The sequence below is a fragment of the Microcoleus sp. FACHB-672 genome, assembly GCF_014695725.1.
In the GTDB taxonomy this organism is placed as follows: Bacteria; Cyanobacteriota; Cyanobacteriia; order Cyanobacteriales; family Oscillatoriaceae; genus FACHB-68.
In genome coordinates this window covers 129,421-154,708 of the sequence record NZ_JACJOU010000019.1, presented here as the reverse complement: position 1 = coordinate 154,708, position 25,288 = coordinate 129,421, and the positions used below count along the sequence as shown (strand labels likewise).

Here is a 25,288-nt window from a genome sequence, read left to right as displayed (position 1 = left end):
TAACCGGCTCCAGCAAACGTAACTCATTGGAGCCGGTTAAAAAAACCTGATACCCAATTTAGTTAGGATTAGCGACGAATTAACCTTTGCTTAATCAGGGCTTCGCTTCTAAAAAAATAAATTTAATCCAAAGGCTTTATAAAAACTGCAATCCTCCAAAACAGATGGTTTTGTTTTCAAGTTATTAAAAATATCTTTTATAATAGTAAAAAATCAGTTTTAGATAGGCTTTGGATAATTCTGGCCTGATCAAGGTTTGTTGATCAGTCAATTTATTAATGGCACTGGCTGCCGGTGTTTCACCCCAAGCAGGGAGGCAAATTCTGCTGAGAAAGATTACCCTAATCTTAAAGTCATTCAATCTCAGGTGCATCATCTTTAACAATTAATCCTTCAACCGGCAAACCACCACCGACAACCCATTACTTATGAAGCAGGAAGTTAAACCGGCAGGATTTAGCCTCAGCGCTACTGCCATCCGCCAGCATATCGGCACTTTGATGCTGACGCTGACAGTGATTATTGTGGGGATTTTCTTCATCACCCAACTACAGGTGGATTTGCTGCCGGCCATCACCTATCCGCGCATTGGCGTGCGTTTGAGCGCTCCAGGCGTCTCGCCAGAAGTTGGCGTGCAGGAAATCACAAAGCCCCTCGAAGAAGCCCTGAGCGCCACAGAAGGCGTTGTGCAAGTGTTTTCCCAAACACGCGAAGGACAGGTGAGTGTGGACTTGTACTTTCAGCCAGGAGGCGATATTGACCAAGCGCTTAACGACGCCACGGCTGCGTTTAACCGCGCCAGGGGCACTCTGCCGGATATTGTTGAAGATCCGCGCTTGTTCAAAGTTGACCCGTCTCAGTTGCCGATTTACGAATTCGCCCTGCAATCTCCCTCGTTAGAAGATGTAGATTTGCGCGTGTTTGCCGACGAAGAACTGGGGCGAGAACTTAGTATTGTCGAGGGTGTGGCAAACGTAGACGTTGCCGGCGGCGTGCGGGAAGAAGTACAAGTCAATATTGACCTTAAGCGGTTGCAGGCGCAAAACATTGCCCTCACAGATGTGCTAGATGCCATCGAATCGCGCAACGCAGATATTTCTGGAGGTCGGATTCAAGGAACACAAGCGGAAGCCCTAACCCGCACGGTCGGAAAATTTAAAGACGCCAGGGAACTGCGGGATCTCTCCTTTGAGGTAGGAGCGAGGAACACCGGCTCAGGGACTCCCCAACCCGCCGCCTCTTCCGCTCGCGTTTACCTGCGAGACTTTGCTGAGGTGATTGATGGTACGGAACAGCAACGGGTGTTTGTTTCCCTGGACGGTCAGCCGGCAGTGAAAGTCAGTATCCAGAAACAACCAGATGCCAACACTGTGAGTGTTGTCAATGGCTTGAAAAAACGCATCGAAGAGTTGCAAAAATCTGGTTTAATTCCCGAAGATATGACGATCATTTCGACGCTTGATGAATCGCGGTTCATTCGCAATTCCCTAGCTGATGTCACGAATTCAGGGATTTCTGGAGCTTTGCTGGCAGCAGTCGCAGTGCTGTTCTTCATGGGTTCTATCCGGCAAACGCTGGTTATTTCCCTGACGATTCCTTTGTGTACGCTCTCAGCGATCATATTAATGAAGCTGTTTGGCCTGTCCCTCAATCTTTTCAGTATGGCCGGCCTCGCGTTGGGAATTGGACAGGCGATCGACACCAGTGTGGTGATTTTGGAGAACATTGCCGCCGGTGCCGGTGCTGCGCCTGGTACGAATAATAAGCGTCTGATCAACTCACAGCAGATCCTCGATCAGTCCATCGCCAGCGGTCAGGAAGTAGAATCTGCAATGATTGCTTCCACCGGCGCTAACTTGGTGTCTGTGCTGCCATTCCTGCTCATCGGCGGCTTTTTCTCACTACTGTTTAGCGAACTCATTCTCACGATTTGCTTTGCCGTCGCCGCTTCACTTTTAGTCGCGCTGACTGTGACCCCAATGCTCATGTCTCGCCTGCTAACGATTAAGTGGTCGAGTCGCGTGAGTGAGTTTTGGCTGCTGCGACAGTTTAACCGGCGTTTTGAGGATGCCACGCGCAGCTACACCTACACCCTTCGCTGGGTGCTGCGCTACCCATTGCTTATAATCGTCTGCGCCTTCGTTCTCATGGGTGGGAGTAGCCTGTGGATGGCCGGCCAGATTCCGCAAGAAATCTTACCCCGCGTGGACACCGGCCAAGCCAACCTGTCCGCTCAGTTCCCTCCCGGAACGCCTCTGGCCACCAACTTAAAAATGATGGCGATTACTGACGAAATCCTCAGCAAACAGCCAGAAACTGAGTATGTCTTTACCACGTCGGGCGGGTCGCTGTTTGGTAGCAATACCACCGCCAACTCCCTGCGTGCTTCCAGCACAATCACACTCAAACAGGGGACGGATGTAGAAGCTTTCGTTCAGCGCATGACTCAGGAGTTTGAAAAGCTAAATTTGGCAGGAATTCGGCTGCGGCTGTCTCCAGGTCAGGTGCGCGGGATTATTTTAACCAACTCGCCGGTGCGGGGGGCCGATGTTGACATTATCCTTCAGGGAAATGACGAACAAAAGCTGCAACAGGCTGGCCGGCAGGTTGTGGCGGCACTAGACGAGGGAGCGAAACTCGTGCGTTTCCGGCCTGATGCCGACCCCCGGCAGCCAGAAGTGCAAATTCGCCCAGATTGGCTACGTGTTCAAGAGCTTGGCTTGACGACGCAAGACATTGGCGACACCATTCAAACTGCAATCGAAGGTTCTATTGCCACTCAATTGCAGCGAGGCGAGCGTTTGGTGGATGTGCGGGTACAACTAGATGAAGAATCGGTGCAGAGATCGTCACAGCTTGCACAGTTGCCCCTATTTATTGATAGCAATCGCCAAATTCGTTTAGGAGATGTTGCCAAAGTTGAAGAAGGGCAAGCGCCTGGTGAAGTGCAGCGAATTAACCAGCGTCAGGTATTTTTAATTGCCGGCTCCCTAAGTGAGGGAGCCAGTCTCAGCGAGGCTTTTGCAGAAGTTGATAAAGTGCTGGCGACAGTGGAGTTGCCTGAAGGCGTTACCGTTCTACCCAGTTCTACTAAACAGACGAACCAACAGCTTCAAGACTCTTTGAAATTGTTAGGCGGCTTATCAGCTTTCTTAGTTTTTGTTGTGATGGCAGTGCAATACAATTCCATCATCGACCCGCTTGTGATTATCTTGACGGTTCCGTTAGCGCTGGCTGGAGGGATTTTAGGGCTTTACGCCACTAAAACTGCGATTGGTGCGACGGTGCTTGTCGGTGCGGTTTTGCTGGTGGGGATTGTGGTGAATATCGGGATTATTATGGTTGAATTTGCCAACCAAATCTGGGAAGAGGAAGGTGTTAGCCGTGAGGTGGCTATTTTGAAAGCAGCTCCCCAACGCCTACGTCCGATTCTAATGACCACAATCACCACTGTTTTGGGTTTGTTGCCGCTGGCATTAGGGATTGGAGAAGGTTCGGAGTTTCTGCAACCGTTGGGTGTTGTTGTGTTTTCCGGGATGTCTGTGGCGACGCTTTTGACGCTGTTTATTATTCCCTGTTTCTATACACTGCTGCACGGTTTGCGATTGCCAAAATTTGGCAAGTTCCGGTTGCCGAGGTTTGGTAAGTTCCGGTTTGGTTCATCTTTTGGGCTTAATAAGAAGGTGAATGCACGGAAAAAACTCTCCAAGTCTTTGGCCCGTAAAAAAGAAGAAGTCAAACAGAGATAATTAAGCGCCGGTTATGCTAAGCGAGAAAGCGCTAGAAATTTTGCTCAAACCTTAGAAAATTTTCGAGGATTGGGATATTAAATCTCTAGCGCTTTTTTGCTCAGTCGCGTGAGATGAAGCGGGATTATTAACCGATTGTTGTTTAGATACTCTTAAGAAAGATTGGCCGGCTCTAAATCTCCAAATGCCGGCACTCTCGAAAAGTCAGAACTTGTAAAGCGATTTGTGTTTATTTGTAGTTTTTAATTCGATTTATGTTGGCTGCCGATTAAAAACTGCAACCCAACTAACGGACAATTTTTGACTTAATTGTCGGTTCGCAAATTTGCCGCACATTGAAGATACACATCATCAATCTGTGTTAATCTTTGTACATCTGGTTTTCATCCTCCTCACCTATGATCTACTGGACAGCCGGCCAAACTATACAAAACGAAAAATACATTATCGAAGATATTATCGGAGAAGGTGGTTTCGGCATTACCTATCGCATTAAAGAGCAGAAAGAAGGTCATATTCTTGCTCTCAAAACACTAAATTATAAAAGCCAAAAGAGATATAACTTTGCCAAACTTCAGGAAGACTTTCTCAACGAAGCGCTGTCTTTAGCCAAATGCAGCCATCCCCATATCGCGCAAGTACATCGAGTCTTCCAAGAGGAGGGACTCTGGTGCATGGTGATGGAATATATTGACGGTGATAATTTACATGACTATCTGGAAAATAACGGTATTTTGTCGCAAAATGAAGCCTTGCGAATTATTCGGCAAATTGGTGAGGCACTGACATTTGTTCACGAACAGGGATTTTTACACCGGGATGTCAAACCGCTAAATATTCTTCTGCGCCGGCAAGGGTTAGATGCAGTATTAATGGATTTTGGTTTAGGGCGAGAATTTACGCAAGGACAAAAAAGAACGCATACATACTCCCTAAGAGAATGTTTCGCCCCTCTTGAGCAGTATGAACTTCAAGCGGAACGGGGTACTTATACGGATGTTTATGCCTTAGCGGCAACGCTGTATTATCTGCGAACGGGAAAAGAACCCTTTCCTGCCAGCTTCATGAAAGAAGCCAATATTTCTTTACAGCCACCAAAGCAGCACAACTTTCAGATAGCAGACTGGGAACATGAAGCCATTCTCAAAGGCATGAAATTAGAGGCAAAAGATCGTCCGCAAACCATTAAAGCTTGGCTGGAATTGTTGAAAGAAGATAGGGACGCTCTCCGTTCAGAAAAAGGCGTTGATTATCGCCAATTGCGGAATTACTTAAGAGCGGGAAACTGGAAAGAAGCGGATGAAGAAACAAAGCGAGTGATGCTAAAAGCGGCTAACCGAGAAGACCGTTGGTTAGATAGAAAAAGCATTGATAATTTTCCCTGCACAGATCTGCGTACCATAGATCAACTTTGGGTAAAATACAGCAACGGGCGCTTTGGTTTTTCTGTACAAAAGCGCTTGTGGCTCAAGGTCGGTGGTAAAATTGACTGGGAAACTGAATGTCTCCTGGGCGACTGGGTGGGATGGCGTGTGAATGGAGAATGGGAAAACTACGATGAGCTAACTTTTTCCCTCAAAGCACCAGAGGGCCACCTCCCATCTCGAACTTTTTCCCTCGCAGTTGCCGGTGGGCGGTTCTTCTCTCGCGTCGAGACTTGTAAAGTGTAACCTATAAAGCTTTTAGAAGATTCTAAAGATTTTTGACAGGGTCAAATCTCACGAAGCCTTGCCTGTTCTTGCTTTCCGATACCTGGCACCGGCATCACTCTGGTTGAAAAAGCCTACTGGAAAACTAGGGTTGATAATAATTAGCTACAACAAATTTTTTCGCCAGTGTCAGAACTTTTGAATTTAAGCCAGACAAGCTTGAATTAACTCATCAACCCCAGTCACCGGCACAATCTTTGTCCCCAACTTCTCTGCAACTTCATCAACCGGCATATCATCCAAAAATAAAGCCTCCCCATGCTTTAACATCACAGAAGGCAGCAAAATTCCATCGCCTAAATCTTTCCCTTGTAAGTTTTTCAACAAATCTTGACCCGTTAATAAGCCAGTAACCGTAATTTTCTGTCCCCAATACTCACTTGGCATTGCTGCCATTTGCACGTCTAAACCTTCAACTTGATTCAATCTTTGCACAACCGGCTCAAAGGCTTTTTCAACGGCATTTCCTACAACCCAAGTCAAACGACGCGCCGGAGAAACAGCAGGCAGCAACAAACGCTTGGCAGCTTCTTCAAACTGTGTTAAAAATTGGCGAATTGAACCCACACCATTCCCAATTTGGGGATAGTTTTCGTAATGAGATGCCGCAGGCAATTCTTCCCCAGCAATTAAAAACCACTCATCGGCTAACCAAACACAATTCGATTTCTTTTGCCGGCGAAATTGCGCTTGCAAAGCTTGCACTTGAGCAATAACTTCCCGTGCTTTTTCTGGCGTCACCGGCACTAATTCATCTTCTGCCGGTCTAAACCTCGTCAAACCCACCGGCACCACCGCTACAGACGCCACTGCCGGCACTTTTCCACTATGAAACTTTGCCAAATCTAGCACAGTCTGCTGTAAGTGTTCCCCATCATTAATGCCGGGACAAACAACCACTTGAGCGTGAATTTGCAACCGGCGCTCTTTAAACCATTTCAACTGCTCTAATATTTTGCCGGCACGAAGATTTTTTAGCAGGCGAACTCTTACTTCTGGTTCCGTTGCGTGAACCGATACATAAAGCGGCGATAACCGCATCATTTCAATTCTCTCCCATTCCCGCTCTGTAATATTTGTTAGCGTCAAATATGAGCCATACAAAAAACTGAGCCGGTAATCATCATCCTTCAAATAAAGCGTTTCTCGCTTACCTGGAGGCTGCTGGTCGATAAAGCAAAACGGACAGCGATTATTACACTGAATTAAGCCATCAAACAGAGCCGTTTCAAATTCCAGCCCTAACTCATCGTCGTAGTCTTTCTCAATTTCTAATTGATGGCTTTTACCTTTCGTATCTAAAACTTCCAGTTCTAAAATTTCATCCGCACATAAAAACTTATAATCAATCAAATCACGAGGACGCTGACCATTGATCGAAACCAAACAATCTCCCGCCTCAAATCCCACCTCAGCCGCGATAGAATCAGGCAGTACGTTTGTAATTAAAGCGGGACGAATAGAAGTTTCACTCATAAGTTTTGGAATTGCACTAACGAATCTAAAATTTAACCGCTAGATTTAAAGTTTAAATATTCTTTTCACTCAATGCCGGCACAGCCAATTTGAAACGTTATTTTCTTTATTATGCCAGATGCTAATGGTTAATCGCTAATTACCAATCGTTGATTAACCATTAACCCTTAAAGATTTACTACTGTCCAACCGTCCAAGGCAGCTTAGCCGCAATTGAGGCCAAAATTGCTAAGCCAAACAGCAGCCGGTACACGATAAATACCAAGGTACTTTGAGTTTGCAGGAAACGAAGTAGCCAAGCAATCGAGACATAAGAAAACACAGCCGCCGAAATCACACCCACTAGCAGGGGCAGCGCACCCACACCGGCAAAGCCTCCTGTAACCACATCCTTAAGCTCTACAAGGCCGGCTAAAGTAATTGCTGGGATGCCAAGCAAGAAAGAAAATCGGGCGGCTGTTGCCCGTTCTAAGCCCATGAATAAGCCGGCAGTCAGTGTGGAACCTGAGCGAGAAACACCGGGGATTAAGGCCATTGCTTGAGCCAAACCCATTAAGATCCCATCTTGCATTCCTAGCTGGTTAAAATCGCGCTTGCGCTTGCCAATGCGTTCAGCAACCCCCAAAAGCAGCGCCATGAAAATTGAAGCAATCGCAATCGCCCCCAGACTCCGCAGAGGAGAGTTGTCATAGTCGGGAATGAAAACCTTGATTAGAACACCACCCAGGAGAATCGGCAGGGTTCCCAAAACAATCCCCAAAGCAATCCGGAAGTCTTGATCATCGTATTCACGCCGCAGCACTGCTCTGAGAGCACCGTTTACCACCTGAGAGAGATCGCTCCAAAAATACCAAAGTACAGCGGCAATGCTGCCCAGCTGAATCACCGCTGTAAAGGCAGAACCGGGATCGCCCCAACCCAATAACACCGGCACGACTTTTAAATGGGCAGTGCTGCTGATGGGCAAAAATTCTGTTAAACCTTGCACCAAGCCTAATATGAATGCCTGAAAGATATTCATATCAGAAACACTCGCCACGGCGGGGGCTGCGACAGGGGTGGTTTGAGCTAAAAGTGTAGAAGCATCGGGTAACGGGGTTGTGAACGCTTTTAAAGGAGATGCCAATATTGCGCCGGCAACCCCGGCACTTAAGAGTGTGAAAAATTGACTGCGTGATAAAGCCATGCTGTTGTCTGTCGTATTTCCAAGCGCAAATGAAGTAGACCTTCGGTTGAAATTGATGATATCCGGTACAATTCAGATCAGGAAAGATGCCCCCTAGGGGGATGCAGCCTGTGATATCTTAAAGAATAATGAACATAAGTAAAGAATCTTAACGAACCTTGTTTAACGAAACTTTGTCCACGTACACCCCTAACCCGCAGCCAGCGGAGCCGACCAGCAATTTTTCCCATGCTTTCTTGTGGAAAATTACGTTAAGCGAAAGTTGGCGGCTTTTCGCGGCAGCAATCTTCCTAGTTTCAGTGCCAGTATTTTTCCAAGCGCCCCTGGTGCGGCAATTTCCGCTGCTGAGCTTAGCACTGACCGGCTGCTTGGTCTGGCTGGGTTGGAGGCTGCTATCAAATTCCTCAACCCATCTGTGGGGAGACTTATTGCTGGGGTTCACCGGCAGCTGGTTAGCCGGTTCGATTTATTGGGGCTGGTTGCGTTGGGAACCTGTGTTGCACTTGCCGGTGGAGGCCATTTGTCTGCCGGTGGCATTGTGGTGCATCAGCCGTCGCCGCCTGCAAGTGGGCAGTTGGTTTTATTTAGGTTCTTTATTAGGCACTGCGATTACCGACATATATTTTTACTTGGTCGATTTAATTCCTCATTGGCGGCAGATCATGCAAGTCGATCCGGCACTCGCGCTGCCAATCTTTCAAAGTGCCACCAAACAAGTGCAGACGCCTTGGGGCATTGGCTGGGCGCTGGTTCTGCTCGTCGTGCTTCTGGTTGCTGGTGTTGCCCCCTTACGCTCAAAGCAGCTGCATTGGTGGGCGTTTGGTGGGGCAGTCTTGAGCACAATCTTGGTAGATAGCCTATTTTGGTTTGCCGCTTCTGCTGCCTGAGACAGATGAAACAATTACTTCAAACTGCTACACAAAGCAACCATATAGGTGCTAACGAGAGCTAGGATCTAGTCTGACAACTAGACTTTTGAAACGACCTAAGGTCGTTAACTTAGCTCGTGCTGAAGTTGCAACCCACTCCTCATTTAGTGCTTAAAACCGAAGCCGGTAATCGCTATCTGCCCTTAGCCGGTAGTAGTTGCTGGACAATTGGGCGCAGTGAAGATAACAATTTTGTTCTCCCAGATCGCTGGATCTCTCGCAACCATGCAATGTTGCAGCGTATGGAGAACGGAGAGTTTTATCTCATTGATTTGGGCAGCCGCAATGGTTCGTTTGTGAACGGGCGGCGGGTGAGCATTCCCGTTACGCTACACAATGGGGATCGCCTTACCTTTGGCCAAACAGAGTTAGCATTCTCCTGTCAATCTAGTCTCGATGCCGATAAAGATGACGAAGACTCGGACGATTTTACAGCGACAGCCGCTTTGCACGTGCGCCGGCTGATCTCTGTGATGGTGGTTGATATCCGTAGTTTCACCGTCCTGACTCGTCAGCTTGAGGATCATATCCTTTCTGAGGTGATCGGTAGCTGGTTCCGCCAGTCAGGCGATATCCTGCGATCTCACGGCAGCTGGGTTGATAAATATATTGGGGATGCGGTGATGGCTGTTTGGTTTCACAGCACCCAAAAAGTCAGCCGTGAAGAAGTCATTCAGATTTTTCAAGCGTTGAGTGCGCTGCATCAAGTCACCGAGGATCTGAGTCAGCGCTACCCCTTACCGTTTCCCTTACGCATCGGTGCCGGCGTGAATACAGGTTACGCAATGGTGGGCAACACCGGCAGTGGAGATCGCCCCGACTATACCGCCCTAGGGGATACGGTAAACGCTGCTTTTCGTCTGGAATCTTCCACAAAAGAAATTGGCATGGATATCGCTTTGGGCGAAACTACTTACCAACATCTCTCCGTCATAGGCGCTTCTGAAGCCCCGTTTCAAGCATATACAGTGAATCTCAAAGGCTACGATACCCCAACCCTGACTTATGCCAGCACGTTTGATGAGCTGTATAAGTTTTTGCACATGAAACGTGAAGATTCTTAGCAGAAATACCGGTTGGGCTAGATATGACACGGCTCGATTTGAGTTTTTCGGGTTTAGGGCCGGCAAAAATCGCTTGAATAACCCCGGTAGGGGTATTTCAGCTTTTAACAATGGCAGAAAGACGAGACCCTCTTCAACGGAATGCGAGCGGAGTTCTACTGTAAAGAAATGGTAATCTCTTTAATATAAATGCTGTGTATGAGTGAGCGAGGAATTCCTTTATGAGACGATTGGTTCGCCTGTTGGCAGTTGTCGGCCTGTTGGTGGGCTGCCTGGGATGGTTGGGGCTGCCTCAGAATGCTTACGCTGCTAACTTGAGCGGTGTGGCATTTGTGCAAACGCCGGTTTTGGCCGAGTCAGGTTTGCGAAATCGGGTAGACGACAAGCTAAACACCGAGTTTGGCCAAAAAATCGATCTAAATAACACCAATGTACGGGCATTTCGCCGTTATCCAGGGCTGTACCCAACCCTGGCCGGCATAATTGTTGAAAATGCGCCCTATGAAAAGGTCGATGATGTACTCAACATTTCAGATTTGAGCGAACGCCAAAAAGAAGTGCTAAAAGCCAACCTCGGCAAGTTCACGGTGACTGATGTGGAATCAGCCTTAGTAGAAGGTGATGATCGGATTAATAACGGCGTCTACTAGGAACTAGGGGCGAGGGACGAGGGGCTAGTGATATATCAAGTTCCCCATCTCCCCCTCAATCCCGATTCAGGGCAACCCACAGGACTAGAGATTAGTCATCCGTCCTCCTATCGCCTTTTGTCAACTAAGGTTAAAGTAGAGCCAGATTAAAGGCTCAACCGATTGACAGAGGGCGATTTTTCATTAGTGAATCCTGCAAATACTGATTCATCAACCCAGCTAAACCTACCAAGCCAGTTTGATGTCCTCGTAGTAGGCACCGGCGCAGCGGGGCTGTATGCGGCGCTTTGCCTGCCAGAACACTTCCAGGTTGGCTTGATTACAAAAGATAGGCTGCCGCAATCCGCAAGTGATTGGGCGCAAGGCGGGATGGCGGCTGCTATCTCACCGGAAGATTCACCTAAACTCCATATTGAAGATACGTTGAAAGCCGGTGCCGGCTTGTGTGAGTTTGAGGCGGTGCGATTTCTAGCGGAAAAAGCCCCAGAATGCGTACACTCGCTGGTAAAGTTGGGGGTAGCGTTTGACCGGCAAGGAGACGACTTAGCACTGACGCTAGAAGCTGCTCACTCGCGCCGGCGTGTTCTCCATGCTGCAGATACCACAGGACGTGCGGTTGTCGGCACCCTCACGGCTCAAGTCTTAAACCGTAAGAATATTCAGGTAATCCAGCAAGCATTTGCCTTGAGTCTTTGGATCGATCCCGACACGCAACGCTGTCAGGGGATTTGCTTGGTTTATCAAGGGCAAATTAGCTGGGTGCGTGCCGGCGCTGTGGTGTTGGCAACCGGCGGGGGTGGCCAAGTTTTTGCTCAGACAACCAATCCAGGAGTGAGCACCGGCGATGGCGTGGCGATTGCATGGCGTGCCGGTGCCATTTTGCGAGATTTAGAATTTGTCCAATTTCATCCCACCGCCCTCACCAAAGCCGGTGCCCCACGATTTTTAATCAGTGAAGCAGTGCGGGGCGAGGGGGCGCACTTAGTCGATGATCAGGGATATCGCTTTGCGTTTGATTACCACCCTGCCGGTGAACTTGCCCCCAGAGATATCGTCAGCCGCGCGATTTTTAGTCACTTTCAGCGGATGGGCGTCGATCCGGCTGATGCCAACGTCTGGTTGGATTTACGCCCGATCCCAGAGCAGCGAATTCGTCACCGATTTCCCAATATTATCCAAGTATGCCGGCAGTGGGGAATTGATGTCTTCTCCCAACCCGTGCCGGTGGCACCGGCAGCTCATTACTGGATGGGTGGCATCATGACGGATTTAATCAGCCAAACATCGATTCCGGGTTTGTACGCAATCGGGGAAACCGCCAGTACGGGCGTGCACGGAGGCAATCGCCTTGCGAGTAATTCCTTACTTGAATGTATTGTCTTCGGTGCTCAACTCGCCCACCTAGATTTTCCCCTCACTCCCTCACCCTCTCTTCCCCTCGCCCCCTCTTCCCCTCACCCCCTCTCTGCAAAGGACTGGGCGACTGGGCAAGCCAAAATAGAAGCACTGCGGCAAGATTTACCCCGCTTAGTTTGGCAAAGTGCCGGTATTTGCCGGGGACAGGCGGCGTTAGCCTCCGCCCTTACTTTGATAGAAACTTGGCAAGCAGAATTCATCGCACTTGCCATGAGCAAGTTCCTGTTTAACTTACAACCCGGCCAAACTCTTAGTGTCAATTTCCCAGATGCAGATGTGCACTTACGGAGTTGGGGAGAAACCCGCAACTTACTGGATGTGGCGTACTTAATTTTGACAAGCGCACAGTTTCGCACGGAAAGTCGAGGTGGACACTATCGGACAGATTTCCCTCAGCCAGAGCCGAGCTGGCAAGCCCACACCTCGATCCAAAATCATCACTGGTGGCAGTCGCCGGTTCGCACGACTGCTGACTTGTAGAAATCTTACAACCACTCAGCTTTTCTCTCTCAATCGTTGCCTGAGGTGCTAGCGGTTAAAGTTCTATAGCTTATTGATTGGTTCTGGTTTCCATATATCGGCTTCCACCGTCGCCAGTATCTTTTGGCCCACCCCGTGGGGGAGGCTCATCTTCGGCTACCACAGTGCTACCAGAGAGATTTTGATAAGAATGGCTCTCAGCAGCCGGTAGATTGAAACCAATACTAGCAGAGGCGCTTGCAGATGCACTTAACACCAGGCCAACTGCCAGAACGGTTCGGTAAGTGAATTTTATGACTGGATCCATAACACTTTTAGCCCCGAAACACTTAAATTCTGTAGATGCGCCTCGTACTGATTCTAGTATATCGGTATAATCACGGAGTTGTCTACAAACATTCCGTAAATCCCGTATATTCACGCAACTACACTTAGCTTGATGCAACTACACACTCAAAGCCTTATCAGATGCTGTTTTTTACAATAGCAAAATTAAGCGCTCCGCTAATTTATGTGAAATTTTAATGAAATCTTATGATGATCGGCGTTTTAAGTTAAAAAAAGCGGGAGTTAAGGGGTCGCAAATCCCTTAACCCACTATCGGCAAATTGATTCGTCGGAACCCTTTGTGAATTAGGCAACGTGATATTGGTTCTTACCCAAGTCTTTGGCGCAGTACATGGCTGCGTCCGCTTTGTTGATTAAAGAATCAATTTCTTCAGCGTGCAGAGGATATAAACTGATGCCAATACTGGTTGTTACCGAAATAGTCATTCCCTCAATTATAAAAGGATGGGCTAAAGTGGTTAAAATTTTGTCAGCCACTTTTTCTGCATCCGGTATGCTCGGAATTGCCGGCAAAATTACTGTAAACTCATCTCCACCTAAACGAGAAACCGTATCACTGCCACGCAAACACCCAGTTAAGCGGGCTGAAACGGCTTTTAGCAGTAAATCACCAACTTCATGGCCGAGGGTGTCATTAACGCATTTGAATCCATCCAAATCTAGAAATAAAAGAGCTACCATTTGATGAGTCATGCCGGCCCGTTCTAAGGACTGACATAAGCGTTCGTGAAATAGTTTCCGATTGGGCAAGCCGGTGAGGGTGTCGTGATAAGCCAAATGACGCAATCGATCTTCTGAAAGTTTTAATTCTTCATTGGATCGCGCTAATTCTGCTGCCGTGCGTTTTAGTTCTTCTTCTATCTGCTTGCGCTCAGTAATATCACGAATCACACCCACTAAGAACAGATTGCCGGCAGCATCTTTATGCAGCGAACGTTTGGTGGCGATCAAATGAGTGAAGCCTTTAGCATTTGTAAACTTTTCCTCCGATTCCTGCTCTTCACCGCTGTTAAAGACCAGTTCATCTTGAGCCCTAAAAGCTTCTGCTTCTTGGGCCGGGAAAAAGTCGCTCTCTAACTTCTCAATTAATTTTTCATAAGGATAGCCAATAAATCGGCAATAGGCTTCATTTAAAACCACCCACCGATGTTCTTTATTTTTAACAAAGATGGGATCGGGGATTGTATTAATTACCGTATATAAAAATTCTTTAGATTTTTTGAGTTCATCCTCAAGATTGGCAAAATAGGCAGTAATCGCCACTGCAGACCCACACAGCGTTAGCAGGGGTGACACCACCGGCAGCCACCATCCGAGTAAAAACATCACGTAGCAAAAGCCAGTCAAGCCGACACCCGCAAGCAAAATACTGAGGGCAGACCATCTCGCCGAACGCACTCTCCAACTCAAACTTGCCCCGATCCAAGACCAAACCACAATCCATACCTTTTCCACCGGCTCATGCCAGACTTGGATTAAGGGTCGTTCATTCAGGGCCAGACTGAGAATCTGACTGATAAAATTGGCGTGAATCTCAACGGCTGACATCGATTGACGGCTGGAGATCAGACCGCCAGTGTAAGGCGTGTCTAAAAAATCTTTGAGACTGACAGCCGTGGAACCGATTAAGACAATGCGATCTCGAAAAACATCAGCCGGCACCTTGCCGGCGAGAACATCGCTAATCGATACCGTGCGAAAGCGACCTGCAGGGCCGCGATAGTTTGCCAAAATTTGATAGCCTTTCGCATCTACCCCCACATAAGCCCCATCATTGGCTTCCAAGGGCTGCAGGATGCCCCCCCCCAACTGCAAACGATCAGAACCTTTGGCAAGCGCCTTGGGGCTGATTTTTTCTGTTTTGAGATACCTCAATGCCAGTTGGAATGCAAAACTTTTCCGAGTTTTGCCATCCCCCGGCCACCAATAGAGAACAGCACGACGCACCTTGCGATCTGAGTCAATAATCATGTTATTAAAACCCACCTGCTGGGGCTGACTCAGCATCGGTGGAGGAGCAACCGCCGGCCACTTTTCATCTTGAATTCTTTCAATCCCAATAATGTTAGGAATTGACTTGACAGTTTGCACTAACTGAGCATGACCGGGTTCAACCGATAAATTACGATAAATATCCAGACCGATGGCGCGAGGCTTCGCAGCATCCAACTTTTGCAAAACCTGGGCCAGCAATGCATCTGAAATCGGCCATTGTTTAAGTTGATTGATGTCTTCCTCATCAATCCCCACAATCACGACTCGTTTATCGACGGGTTCGAGGGGACGCGAGCGGAAAAACTGATCTAATGCCGCCCATTCTAAAGGCTGCAAAACACCGGAAAGACGTAAAATAATGACACAGAGGGCAACACTCAAGGATGTCAGCAGGACGCGATGCTTTTCCCAATTCTGTTGCTTTAACTTTGTTCCTATCATCGTTTTTGAGTGTCTGTCTGGCTGCATATTTATGCTTCGATTACTTCAGCAGTCAGTGCAGATGACACCCAAACAGCGAACTTGTTGCCTTGCACTTAATCATAGCGCGTTGGCTCATCTTCTTTATATCTGAGGTAAGCGAATACTGCTGATATTTGTTACTAATAGGCAGAAAACAGCCAGCTTTATCGGCTAGCTGCTTCGCTTGCTGTCAATCTTCTGTTTGCGACAGATAAGAATTGAGATTATGATGACGGCGGCCCAGATTCAGAAGTGGCTTTGCTCAAAGATGCAGGAGCAGCGTCAGAGTAATCGGCAATGGCGAAAATGTAAAGGGCGTGACCTAGCAAAACCGTCAGCCAAATGCCGGTTAGCCAAGGTGTCCAATCCCACGCAGAAGACTGCAAGTTGCGGAAAAACCAAATACTAGAGTTGCACGCGCCAAAAGCAGCAACGTGGATGGCAAAATTCATCCGGTCGTCTAAACGCCGGTAGGCGGGGTCTTGCCGGTCTGGTTTGCGTGGCCAACGAGGAGGCATAGGGAATCTTTAAACTAAAGTCAACAATAGATCGCTTACTTCAAATATTGTAGAGCTTTCCTCAAGCCCGCACCGCGACTTTCTAAGGAGGCCGATTTTAGGAAATGGCCATCTCCGCGACGCACGAACTCTACATTAAGATATAGATTGATTAATTTGAAGTTAAAACCGTACTGACAAGTCAAAGACTAGCGTTAGAATTCAAAAAGACTTCAATACCTCCTCTACACCCCAAAAAGTTTTGTGACTGCCTCGCGATTTCTGCACAAAGCCTCTTTAAAGCGCCACACGTACCTGGCTATCATGGCGCTTCCCGACGAAGCCTCTGCCTTCCAAGCCTACCGCCTGCTGCAATATCACGGCATTTCGCCTGAGCATTTGGCCATTGTAGGTGAAGGCTACAGTTCTGCTGAGCGAGTGGGTTTATTAGAGCCTACGCAGATCGCACTTCGTAAAGCCCGCCGTTTGTCGATGTTTACAGGGGCTTTCGGTGCGGTGATGGGTGCGGTTGCTTTGTTTGTTTTGAATTTGGGATTCAAGATCCCCCTGAGCCTCAACTTGATGCTTCTTATCCCCGCCAGCAGCGTCGTTGCCGGCTTTTTTGGTGCAGTTTTGGGAGCCTTATTTGGCTTTTTAGGCGAAGGCAGCACAGCTGGAATCTACCGGCATCATCTGCGTCAGGGACATTATTTGCTGATGATGGAAGGGCCAGAAAAGCTAGTTCGTCTGGGACAGGACGTTTTGAAACAATATTGTCTTCCCAAATCCCGTTAAAGCAATTTTAGATTTTAGACTAACAGTTTTAGATTTAATCCACCCGCACCCGCCCCTAAAATTTAAATCTCCTGACGTTGGTAATCGCCAGATTTGCCACCGGCTTTGCTGATCAGGCGAATTGATTCAATCTCAATAGACTTCTCTAGGGCTTTGGCCATGTCGTAAAGCGTGAGTGCGGCAATTGAAACAGCAGTCAGGGCTTCCATTTCCACGCCGGTTTCTGCCTTGGTGATGACTTGGGCGCGAATTTGATATCCCGGCAGTTGGGGATCAGGAATCAGCTGGACATCTATTTTTTGCAGGGGGAGGGGATGGCACAGGGGGATCAACTGGGATGTTTGCTTGGCAGCCATGATGCCGGCAATTTTGGCCGTTCCCAAAACATCGCCCTTCGGGGCGTTGCCGGCTTGAATCACTTCAAACGTAGCCTGTGACATCCGCACTTGGCCGGCAGCGACGGCTTGCCGCACAGTAACTTGCTTTCCAGAAACATCCACCATCCGGGCTTCGCCCTGTTCATCCAAGTGAGTTAGCCGATTTTGTGCCGGTGAGTTGGAATTGGAAAAAAAATCTTGTGTCATTTCAGAAGGATATGCTATTGTAGAATTTCGTGAGCGTTGGACAGCGAAAAACAAACCGCTGAAAACGCAAACAAGGGCTTGTAGCTCAGTGGACTAGAGCACGTGGCTACGGACCACGGTGTCGGGGGTTCGAATCCCTCCTAGCCCGTTAAAACCGTAAAAAATGAAAGGTCAACGATAAAATTCTATCGTTGACTTTTTAGTTTTTGGCTTCTAAAGCATAAACATCTTTTTCCCGACCCACTGCAAATCGGAGGGAATGGGATAAGCTTTTGCTCGATAAGGTAATGAAAATGATGAAGGCGAGAAATGCAATCACTGCAGCCATCGCAAACATATTTCGATAACCGACATACTCGGCAATCGCACCTAAAATTGGGCCGGCAAGTACCAGCGCAAAGTCAAAGCCACCGATAGATAAAGAAAAATATCGGCCTCGTTCGTTCGGTTCGCTGCGATCAGCAATCAGCGCGATCATCATAGGTAGCAACGTCCCAGACGCAGCCCCTTCAATAATTGCAGCCAGCAAAAAGTCTCTGGGGCTGTGAGAAGTCCATAGCATTAGCATCGACACCGTATAGCAAATCAAACTGCCGGCGATAAACAGTCCACGACCATAGCGATCTGAAGCCGGCCCTGTGGGTAAGCGAATGCTAAAGCTAGCCACAGCAGCAGCACTGTAGAACAAACCGGGATTCAAATCAACACCCGTCTCCTTCATAAACAAAGGCACGAAGGTACTTATCGTCCCGAATACCAAGCCGATCATGAATAGTACGAGACTGGGAATGCGGACACGGGGGCTAAATAACAGCCGCCAGTATTTTTGCTTAGCTGGCTTCGTGGTACTCTGTCCAGGTTGGCTTGCCGGTTTAGCATCGGCTTCCGTAACCCGTGCAGTAAATAGCAGACTCAGCACACCTAAACCGGCAGACATGAGAAACAGCGGAGGGTAGCCGGTGAACTCCAGCAAAAACCCCCCAATTGCCGGCCCTATGGCCATCCCAATCGGGTTAACCAAACTCATATACCCCAATAACTCACCCCGTTGTTTTGGTGGGGATAAATCGGTTACGAGGGCGCTGTAGCCGGTGGTAAACGCCGCAATGCTAATCCCGTGGAAAGCACGGATTACCAACAGCCAGGGAATCGAATCAACGAGTAAATAGCCAAACGGTGCGAGGGATGCCACCGTCGCACCCAGAAGCAAAACAATTTTACGCCCCCGTCGGTCTGCCAGTGGCCCTAACCAAGCACGGGATGGCAGCAAACCCAGGGCAAAGGCACCCATGACCAGACCAATTTGTTGCTTTGTGCCACCGACATGCTCAACATAAAGTGGCAACGTCGGCAGCAGAGAGGCCAAGCTAGCCCAAAATAACAAGCCGGCGAAGAACAAAATCAGCAAACTGCTGCGCCGTTTTGGTTCAAGCGTGAAGAAAACTTTCAAAGCACCGAGTTCTCCTTGAAAGGATTTGAGCAATCAGACAACCGGGAGCGCCGGCATCTTCTCTCATGCTAGTTCGCTTCAGCCTGATTTGTTAAGGAATGTAAAAAATTCAGGAATCGTTCAACAAGTCGCTACCGACAGAAAACCCGCACAGCAGCGATTGCTGAACGAGACTCGCTGTTCTCACCTGTTTTTAACCTCAAATACAAACCGCTGCGCTAAAGTCCCATGCTGAGGGCCTAAAGGATAAGCGCGGAAATCCCAGAGCCATTGCTGAACCTCAAATTGCGTTACCTTTTCGCCGGCACGAGCCTGATGATTGTAAGCTTGGGCACTGGCAGCCAGAAACTTCTGGCAAAGATCGGCTTTTTCAGGCACAAAGCACCCTTGAGTAGCCTTTCCGTAACGACCGGCCTTGGTTGCGCCAATGACATCTTCAAAATATGCACGGGAAGTCTCACCAGACTCGCGCTTGAGAAAAACTTTGTGGAAGGTTACCGTTCCTGAATTATTAGGAACCGAGTACATTTGCCACGCTGTGAACGGATAGAACTCGATGCGGAAGACCCAAACAAGCAGCATTAAGATGATTAAGCTGGGAATGAGCAAACAATAGCGCCAATCTTGAGCCTGATTCCGAGCCGGTGGCGCGGCAGTTAACTCGCCTGCCGGCGATGAAGTGAGCGTGCAGTTGGAATCGCACTGGATCAGCTTTAAGCGGTTGCGGGCAACATACCCATAAACCAAGACGCCAACAGATGAAATTCCAGGCAAAAAGAGCCAGGGGGCAAGTGGCCAGAATGCGGGGAGGAACAATGCGATCACTCGATAACCGTAAAAGCCACGATAAGCTCGCCCTCGGAAAACAACGTACATTTCTTCTTCCAGCGCACGCAGTTTCAGATTCTGTTTGTTATTGCGGTTGTAATCACTCAAGTTCATCTGGCGAAAGTTGATAAACTTCAGTAAATCGAACAAGTCCAAGCTATCAAGAATCCGAACTGTGCGCCGGCAGAAGGGACACAACCCATCATAAAGGACGTGAATCGAACCGAAGCGAGTCGCCAGTCTACGCCCAATTGCCTTGCGAATCTCCGTGAAGTCGAAAAATACCAATTGCAACACGATCAGGTCAAAGAAGGCAACATTTTGTAAAAAGAAGATGCCGGTGTGCAGCATCATTATGGAAAACGGTAAAATCAGCCGAGCAGTCGAGGAGAACAACACCGTCCCATAGCCAAGTTCGCTTAAGATGCCGACTAAGCCTAAGAGCGCAAAGAAAATATCAGGGGCCTGAGTTAAATGCAATGATAAATTCCAGTCAAAGCTCGTAGGCTGAAGGGTATCTGTGTAGAGGATAGCCCTCATATTCGTAGCATTCCACCAAAATAGCCCTCCAAAGCGCAGCTTACTTAAACCGGCTGTTATATAAACCAAGGCGATAACCACCCAGCAAGCGTACCGCGACCAGCCATACACTGCTAAAGGACGATCCGCTGCCGGTACAGCTTGACCCCGAGAAATCTTCCACAAGCGGTCTACCGACAGTGCATCGCCGCAAGGCGTCAACGAGAGAACCGCCATCACGTAGAGTGGCAGCAATTCTTGGTGCCAGTAGTGGGCGTATTCGCGAAGAATGCCGCCTTGTAGAAAAAAGCAAAAGGCTCCTAAAGGTATCGAGAACCGTGTCTGCCAACCCACCATTCCTAGGAACAGAATCACAGCAGTCAGTGCTGAGAAAACTTGCAATGCTATCTCATTGCCGAGGAATCTCTCAAAACCGATGGGAAGAGCGTGGAAAAACTGCATCACGCCCATAGACTCGCGCATCTGTGGCGGCAGATGAACTGAACTGGCTAGATGTGAGCAAAGAGTGCTGCCCAGCAAGATTGCGCTCGTCAGTATTCTGATCGCGCCCAGTGACTCGGGTGTGGCTTCTTTCACATACTTCCGAAAGAAGGTTGGGTTCGTAGCGATCAATGCAATTAACCCGAATCCCAAGCAAGCCATCAAACCGTCTTGGGTGTACAAGTCCCAGCGTGCCAGAATTCTTTCTAGAGGTCTGTCCAGTCCGGTAAAGTAGCGATTGAGGAAGGGGAACAAACTCTCGCCACGGTAGGCGCTCTCTATAATCGGGCGCACAATTAGCTTGGCAAAAGCTGTCCACAGGCACGCCATTACGGCAACTGTTATGCCTAGCCATGAGTAAAATCGACGACTGCTAAAGACACGCTTTTTGTCGCCAAGACTCGCTCTGAGCAATGTTTTTAATCCGCTCATTGACCCTCTCAAAAAGTGTTTATAAAGTCCCTTGTGGCATGGCTCCTATGACTGTTTTGTTTACCCCGGCTTCAAGGCAGTGATTTTGGTGGCGAATAGATGGGCAGGAGCCTCACAATGTAGATGCGTATCCCGTTTTGATTACCAATGCCATTAGTTTTCGGCTATGTGTGACCTATTTGTCTAAAGGAAAGGCCGATGCAACGGCAAGTCTTGGCCTTAGCTTATCTTTGACCCACAGATTTTGCCGGCAACCAAGCCAACGTAAACAGGTTTCAAAATTTTACCTATAGCTATCACAATTTGTTTGCCAAAATGGTAACTTTTTGAGCAAATTATAGAAATTTTTGTGTTTTAAAAACTCTTCAGCCAAACCCCACCTAAATTATAATTATTGAGAATTTTTCATCTCTCTTTCAATAGATTTATTTTTTAAGTAAATCCTCCTCAAGATAGAGGCTATTTTGATGAATTTAATTGATTTTAAATAAATTGACAGCTTGGTTGCCTAGCTCTGTGTTAAGTACTTATATAGCAATTCTATTTGAGCTGTAAGATGCGGGCAGTTCAGATCCCCGACTTCTCCAAGAAGTCGGGGATCTCGCCATCACGAATCATTGAGGACTGCCATACAAGAGGAAGAAGAAAAAGTAACGATTTTTCGCCGCTCCTAACTCAGGATCAACTTCCTTGTTTTTAAGTGCCTAAATTACAGAATTAAGAATTAAGTTTGAAGTGGAAACGCTCTCAAATTTTTCACAAAAAAGATAGAATTAAGAATTAAGTCAAAGTTTCATTTCTTAATTCTTAATTCTATCTTGTTTATAAACCCGAACCTCAGTCGAACAAATAATATTGCGAATCAATCGTTCAATTTAGAGCCAGAAGCAGGGGGTCTTGAAATGACTTCTCGCACGCGGTAGATGGGGCGACCTTGAGATTCGTGGTAGGTACGCATCAACAGTTCTGCCATTAGACCAAAGCTAAACAACTGGAGGCCGGTGACAAGAAGCAAGACAGCCAAAATGAGCAAAGGCCGGTTGCCAATACTTTGACCTAAACCAAGTTTTACGAAGGTTAAATAAAGCCCTAATATTGCCCCGAAAATCATGGAAATTAGGCCAAATAGCCCAAAAACGTGCATAGGGCGTGTGAGGAATTTTTTCATGAAGAAAATTGTGAATAAATCCATTAGCACACGGAATGTCCGGTCTAACCCGTATTTACTCTGACCAAACTGGCGGGCGTGATGGCGCACCGGCATCTGGGTGATTCTTGCCCCTTCAATAAAGGCAAGTGCCGGCAAAAATCGATGTAACTCTCCATAAAGGTTTAAGTCTGCCACCAGTTCGGCGCGGTAAGCTTTGAGAGAGCAGCCGTAATCGTTCAATTTCACGCCGGTGACTCGCGCGATCAGCCAGTTGGCGATTTTAGAAGGTAGCAACCGTGTTAACGCTGCGTCTTGCCGGTTTTTGCGCCAGCCGCTTACTAAGTCATAGCCTTCGTCTAATTTGGCCACCAGCAGGGGAATATCCGCAGGATCATTTTGCAAGTCGCCATCCAATGTAACGATGGTACGGCCTTGCGCGTGATTAAATCCCGCTGCCATCGCGGCAGTTTGACCGTAGTTGCGACGCAGTAAAACCGCCCGTAGGTTGCCGGTTGGGTTAGATTTTGCCTGAGAATGCTCAGATCCAACAGCAGATTTATCTTCTAAACCCGTTCGGACAAGTTGCCTAAGCAGTTCTCCCGATCCATCGGTTGAGCCATCATCTACACAGATGATTTCGTAGTTTAAGTCGCTTGTCCTAAGCGTGGTTACAATTGCCTCAATCAGTTGAGGCAGGCTTTCCACTTCGTTAAAAATTGGCACAACCACCGACACATCTGGGATCACCCTGTCAGCAGAATTGTTCTGCGCTGCCGGTTTTTCAAGAAATACGTCCATCACACCTGCCTCAAACCATCGAGGTCAACCTCGAATGTTATACCATTTCGGATTTTGGATTGCTTGCGCCCAGCCGGTTTTTTCTCCAAACTTCTTGGATGCCGATATTTATCAAAATACGATTAATAATTTTTTTGATCCGAACTAAATTTTTGCGATGGTTAGAGTTGGAAAAGGGCAGCCAACTCAAAAATTAAGCTTTGCCTGTCTCAATTGCACCCGGTTGATAACTGGCGACGATGCGACCGGCACCCCGCAGTTGCCGATAGTATGCTTGAGAAACTTCATGTCCGTTCTCTGAGAGAATATCAATTCCAATGCCATTACGACCTTGGTTTTTTCCCGAACTGTGGATATAATTTCCCTCTCCCAGATAAAGGGCGACGTGGGTAGCTTTATGTGCCGGCCCAAAAAAGATTAAATCTCCTGGTTGCAAGTCATCTATGGCGATCGGTTGGGTAAACGCCTCTTGTTGATAGGCATCTCTAGGCAACCAAACACCTACAGAACTAAACGCCGCTTGCATTAGTCCGGAACAGTCGTAATTTGGCCCTAGTGTGCCGCCCCAGAGGTATTCATTCGATATCTGCATGGCAGCGTGGGTAAAGGCGATGGCTGCCGGCAAGCGCTGTTTAATCTCCTCCTCTGACAGGGTATTTGCCTGATATAACTGAGAGACGAGTTCAAGCCAGTCAAGGTCTGAAATGGCTAACCAGCCTGGATAGTCATCTTCACATAGCTGCACTTTGATGCTGGTTGCTGGATTTTTATCGTTTTCGTCTGCCGGCAGGGAGACAATTCGCAAATGCCGCCCCACTGCTGCCTGCGTTGCCAAGCCGTCGCAGTTGGGGGAATCATATAAGTTAAGATTTGCCGAACAGGAATACTCGCGCAGAAGCGCTTCATCGGGGTTAGAAGTCAAGGTTGCTTGCAGTTGGGCAATAGAAACCATTTTTTATTCTGTGTCAGCGCTCAGCGATCGGTAGAATTGTCTGTGGTCATGGGAAAAGAAAGCAGGGGAATACAAGACCGGCCACTAGGGAAATTTTATCCTTTAAACTCTAGTCGCTTGCTCTGAACCCCATTGCCAATTTTCTCTTTTCACTTCAACTGATAACGGATAACTAATGACGTTTTTTCGTAAAGACGACCAATTAGAAGCGCTAGGCACCGGCATCCTAGAGTCCACTTGGGCCAAGTTTCCCGGCTTAGCTCAAAATCAAGTTGCGATTACTTGGATAGTTTACGATCAGCCAGTGCCGGTGAATACCGGCGGTGCACTAAGTCCCGATGCGTTTTGGCAGCATTCCGTGCGAGGCTTCAGCTATCGAGGGGTTGAGCGCATTTACCCGGCAAGTGTGGTGAAGCTGTTCTATTTGGTGGCGATACACGAGTGGCTGGAAAAAGGGATGAGCCAGAATTCAGCGGAACTCGAACGCGCGATTCGGGATATGATTATCGATTCGAGTAATGATGCCACGAGTCTGGTGATGGATGTTTTAACCGGCACGACCAGTGGCCCAGAGCTGTCGGCTGGCCCATTTGAAACTTGGAAACAGCAACGCAACCTGATCAACCGCTATTTTCAATCTTTCGGGTGGCCAGAGTTTGAGAGTATTAATGTTAACCAAAAAACTTGGTGTGATGGCCCTTATGGTCGGGAACGGGCTTTTTTGGGCGAGTTGATGGAAAATCGCAATATGCTCACCACGAATGCGACTGCTCGGTTGTTGCACAGTATCATCGGCGGTGTGGCGGTTTCTTCGGTGCGTTCCCAAGCGATGATGGAACTGATGAAGCGCAGTTTAAACCCTACCGATCTCGCTGCCGATCCTGAAAATCAAGTCACGGGTTTTTTTGGTGCCGGTGTGCCGTTAGATACCAAGGTTTGGTCTAAAGCCGGTTGGACTAGCCAAGTCCGTCATGATGCTGCCTATATTGAGTTACCCAACCGGCACCCGTATTTGCTCATTGTATTTATAGAAGGTAAGGCGCACAGTAACAACGAAGCGATTTTGCCTTTTGTCTCAGAGCAAATTGCTGCGGCTGTTTGTTCTTTGTAAAATTTTACACAGGGCTGCCGGAGAAAACCCGCCCCTGTACGGATTGACATTTTGGCTGTTTACCTCTTCCTAGGAAGTGCCGGCAGCCTATAAAATTTTGCATAAAGTGATTGACCGGATTCATCATCCGGCTATCCCCTGATTTCATCGGCACGATTACAGTGCTTTGAATGCAGCCGGTTGAATAAAAGTTAGGCAGCCAGGATA

At 47.9% G+C, this 25,288-nt stretch carries 18 protein-coding genes and 1 tRNA gene; 9 read left to right on the top strand and 10 right to left on the bottom strand.

Going from position 1 to position 25,288, the window contains the following annotated elements; genetic code table 11:
• Positions 1 to 428: 428 nt before the first annotated feature.
• Both H6F56_RS14315 and H6F56_RS14310 read left to right on the top strand, forming a co-directional pair.
• Positions 429 to 3,749 (top strand): efflux RND transporter permease subunit, encoded by a 3,321-nt coding sequence (locus H6F56_RS14315; protein WP_190669283.1) that lies wholly within the window; start codon positions 429 to 431, stop codon positions 3,747 to 3,749.
• Between the two features lie 398 nt (positions 3,750 to 4,147).
• Positions 4,148 to 5,419: a serine/threonine-protein kinase gene (locus tag H6F56_RS14310; protein ID WP_190669281.1), complete on the top strand. Its 1,272-nt coding sequence runs from the start codon at positions 4,148 to 4,150 to the stop codon at positions 5,417 to 5,419.
• Between the two features lie 183 nt (positions 5,420 to 5,602).
• Here the strand turns inward: H6F56_RS14310 and H6F56_RS14305 are convergent, their stop codons facing one another.
• Both H6F56_RS14305 and H6F56_RS14300 read right to left on the bottom strand, forming a co-directional pair.
• Positions 5,603 to 6,934 carry a TIGR03279 family radical SAM protein gene (locus H6F56_RS14305; protein ID WP_190669279.1) on the bottom strand — a complete coding sequence of 444 codons (1,332 nt, stop codon included), beginning with the start codon at positions 6,932 to 6,934 and terminating at the stop codon, positions 5,603 to 5,605.
• 178 nt (positions 6,935 to 7,112) lie between these two features.
• Positions 7,113 to 8,120, bottom strand: coding sequence for an undecaprenyl-diphosphate phosphatase (locus H6F56_RS14300; protein WP_190669277.1), 1,008 nt, complete (start codon positions 8,118 to 8,120; stop codon positions 7,113 to 7,115).
• Positions 8,121 to 8,278: 158 nt separating this feature from the next.
• On the opposite strand from H6F56_RS14300, the gene H6F56_RS14295 reads away from it, so the two are divergent.
• The 4 genes from H6F56_RS14295 to nadB all read left to right on the top strand — a co-directional run bounded on the left by H6F56_RS14295 (position 8,279) and on the right by nadB (position 12,659).
• Positions 8,279 to 9,007, top strand: coding sequence for a DUF3120 domain-containing protein (locus H6F56_RS14295; RefSeq protein WP_190669275.1), 729 nt, complete (start codon positions 8,279 to 8,281; stop codon positions 9,005 to 9,007).
• A gap of 119 nt (positions 9,008 to 9,126) precedes the next feature.
• Complete coding sequence (locus H6F56_RS14290) at positions 9,127 to 10,113, top strand: adenylate/guanylate cyclase domain-containing protein (protein WP_190669273.1); 987 nt, start codon at positions 9,127 to 9,129, stop codon at positions 10,111 to 10,113.
• A 221-nt stretch (positions 10,114 to 10,334) separates the two neighbouring features.
• On the top strand, positions 10,335 to 10,763 hold the full coding sequence (gene psbU / locus H6F56_RS14285; protein WP_190669271.1) for a photosystem II complex extrinsic protein PsbU: 429 nt from the start codon (positions 10,335 to 10,337) through the stop codon (positions 10,761 to 10,763).
• 186 nt (positions 10,764 to 10,949) lie between these two features.
• Positions 10,950 to 12,659: an L-aspartate oxidase gene (gene nadB / locus H6F56_RS14280; RefSeq protein WP_190669269.1), complete on the top strand. Its 1,710-nt coding sequence runs from the start codon at positions 10,950 to 10,952 to the stop codon at positions 12,657 to 12,659.
• 70 nt (positions 12,660 to 12,729) lie between these two features.
• Here the strand turns inward: nadB and H6F56_RS14275 are convergent, their stop codons facing one another.
• The 3 genes from H6F56_RS14275 to H6F56_RS14265 all read right to left on the bottom strand — a co-directional run bounded on the left by H6F56_RS14275 (position 12,730) and on the right by H6F56_RS14265 (position 15,982).
• Complete coding sequence (locus H6F56_RS14275) at positions 12,730 to 12,966, bottom strand: hypothetical protein (RefSeq protein ID WP_190669267.1); 237 nt, start codon at positions 12,964 to 12,966, stop codon at positions 12,730 to 12,732.
• A gap of 326 nt (positions 12,967 to 13,292) precedes the next feature.
• Positions 13,293 to 15,443, bottom strand: coding sequence for a CHASE2 domain-containing protein (locus H6F56_RS14270; RefSeq protein ID WP_242032006.1), 2,151 nt, complete (start codon positions 15,441 to 15,443; stop codon positions 13,293 to 13,295).
• A 245-nt stretch (positions 15,444 to 15,688) separates the two neighbouring features.
• The gene (locus H6F56_RS14265; RefSeq protein WP_190669262.1) at positions 15,689 to 15,982 is read right to left on the bottom strand and encodes a 2TM domain-containing protein; all 294 of its coding nucleotides are present in this window, start codon (positions 15,980 to 15,982) and stop codon (positions 15,689 to 15,691) included.
• Between the two features lie 243 nt (positions 15,983 to 16,225).
• Between H6F56_RS14265 and H6F56_RS14260 the strand changes: the two genes are divergently transcribed.
• A complete protein-coding gene (locus H6F56_RS14260) occupies positions 16,226 to 16,756 on the top strand; it encodes a hypothetical protein (protein ID WP_190669260.1) in 531 nt (176 codons plus the stop codon).
• A 62-nt stretch (positions 16,757 to 16,818) separates the two neighbouring features.
• On the opposite strand, the gene moaC is transcribed toward H6F56_RS14260, so the two are convergent.
• Positions 16,819 to 17,340: a cyclic pyranopterin monophosphate synthase MoaC gene (gene moaC / locus H6F56_RS14255; protein WP_190669258.1), complete on the bottom strand. Its 522-nt coding sequence runs from the start codon at positions 17,338 to 17,340 to the stop codon at positions 16,819 to 16,821.
• Positions 17,341 to 17,414: 74 nt separating this feature from the next.
• On the opposite strand from moaC, the gene H6F56_RS14250 reads away from it, so the two are divergent.
• Positions 17,415 to 17,488 (top strand) — tRNA-Arg (locus tag H6F56_RS14250).
• Positions 17,489 to 17,539: 51 nt separating this feature from the next.
• Here the strand turns inward: H6F56_RS14250 and H6F56_RS14245 are convergent.
• From H6F56_RS14245 to H6F56_RS14230, 4 genes are all read right to left on the bottom strand, one after another.
• Positions 17,540 to 18,790: an MFS transporter gene (locus H6F56_RS14245; RefSeq protein ID WP_190669883.1), complete on the bottom strand. Its 1,251-nt coding sequence runs from the start codon at positions 18,788 to 18,790 to the stop codon at positions 17,540 to 17,542.
• A gap of 183 nt (positions 18,791 to 18,973) precedes the next feature.
• Positions 18,974 to 21,070 carry a DCC1-like thiol-disulfide oxidoreductase family protein gene (locus H6F56_RS14240; protein ID WP_190669256.1) on the bottom strand — a complete coding sequence of 699 codons (2,097 nt, stop codon included), beginning with the start codon at positions 21,068 to 21,070 and terminating at the stop codon, positions 18,974 to 18,976.
• 862 nt (positions 21,071 to 21,932) lie between these two features.
• On the bottom strand, positions 21,933 to 23,018 hold the full coding sequence (locus H6F56_RS14235; protein WP_190669254.1) for a glycosyltransferase family 2 protein: 1,086 nt from the start codon (positions 23,016 to 23,018) through the stop codon (positions 21,933 to 21,935).
• A gap of 193 nt (positions 23,019 to 23,211) precedes the next feature.
• Positions 23,212 to 23,970 (bottom strand): C40 family peptidase, encoded by a 759-nt coding sequence (locus H6F56_RS14230; RefSeq protein WP_190669251.1) that lies wholly within the window; start codon positions 23,968 to 23,970, stop codon positions 23,212 to 23,214.
• Between the two features lie 175 nt (positions 23,971 to 24,145).
• Here H6F56_RS14230 and H6F56_RS14225 point away from each other — a divergent pair, with 175 nt between their 5' ends.
• The gene (locus H6F56_RS14225) at positions 24,146 to 25,081 is read left to right on the top strand and encodes a serine hydrolase (RefSeq protein ID WP_190669250.1); all 936 of its coding nucleotides are present in this window, start codon (positions 24,146 to 24,148) and stop codon (positions 25,079 to 25,081) included.
• The last annotated feature ends 207 nt before the right edge of the window (positions 25,082 to 25,288 follow it).

Excerpts from the sequence above, each read along its gene's own strand:
- H6F56_RS14315 (WP_190669283.1), top strand. The coding sequence starts at position 429 with ATGAAGCAGGAAGTTAAACCGGCAGGATTTAGCCTCAGCGCTACTGCC.
- H6F56_RS14310 (WP_190669281.1), top strand. The coding sequence starts at position 4,148 with ATGATCTACTGGACAGCCGGCCAAACTATACAAAACGAAAAATACATT.
- H6F56_RS14305 (WP_190669279.1), bottom strand. The coding sequence starts at position 6,934 with ATGAGTGAAACTTCTATTCGTCCCGCTTTAATTACAAACGTACTGCCT.
- H6F56_RS14300 (WP_190669277.1), bottom strand. The coding sequence starts at position 8,120 with ATGGCTTTATCACGCAGTCAATTTTTCACACTCTTAAGTGCCGGGGTT.
- psbU (WP_190669271.1), top strand. The coding sequence starts at position 10,335 with ATGAGACGATTGGTTCGCCTGTTGGCAGTTGTCGGCCTGTTGGTGGGC.
- H6F56_RS14275 (WP_190669267.1), bottom strand. The coding sequence starts at position 12,966 with ATGGATCCAGTCATAAAATTCACTTACCGAACCGTTCTGGCAGTTGGC.
- H6F56_RS14270 (WP_242032006.1), bottom strand. The coding sequence starts at position 15,443 with ATGATAGGAACAAAGTTAAAGCAACAGAATTGGGAAAAGCATCGCGTC.
- H6F56_RS14265 (WP_190669262.1), bottom strand. The coding sequence starts at position 15,982 with ATGCCTCCTCGTTGGCCACGCAAACCAGACCGGCAAGACCCCGCCTAC.
- moaC (WP_190669258.1), bottom strand. The coding sequence starts at position 17,340 with ATGACACAAGATTTTTTTTCCAATTCCAACTCACCGGCACAAAATCGG.
- H6F56_RS14240 (WP_190669256.1), bottom strand. The coding sequence starts at position 21,070 with ATGAGCGGATTAAAAACATTGCTCAGAGCGAGTCTTGGCGACAAAAAG.
- H6F56_RS14235 (WP_190669254.1), bottom strand. The coding sequence starts at position 23,018 with ATGGACGTATTTCTTGAAAAACCGGCAGCGCAGAACAATTCTGCTGAC.
- H6F56_RS14230 (WP_190669251.1), bottom strand. The coding sequence starts at position 23,970 with ATGGTTTCTATTGCCCAACTGCAAGCAACCTTGACTTCTAACCCCGAT.
- H6F56_RS14225 (WP_190669250.1), top strand. The coding sequence starts at position 24,146 with ATGACGTTTTTTCGTAAAGACGACCAATTAGAAGCGCTAGGCACCGGC.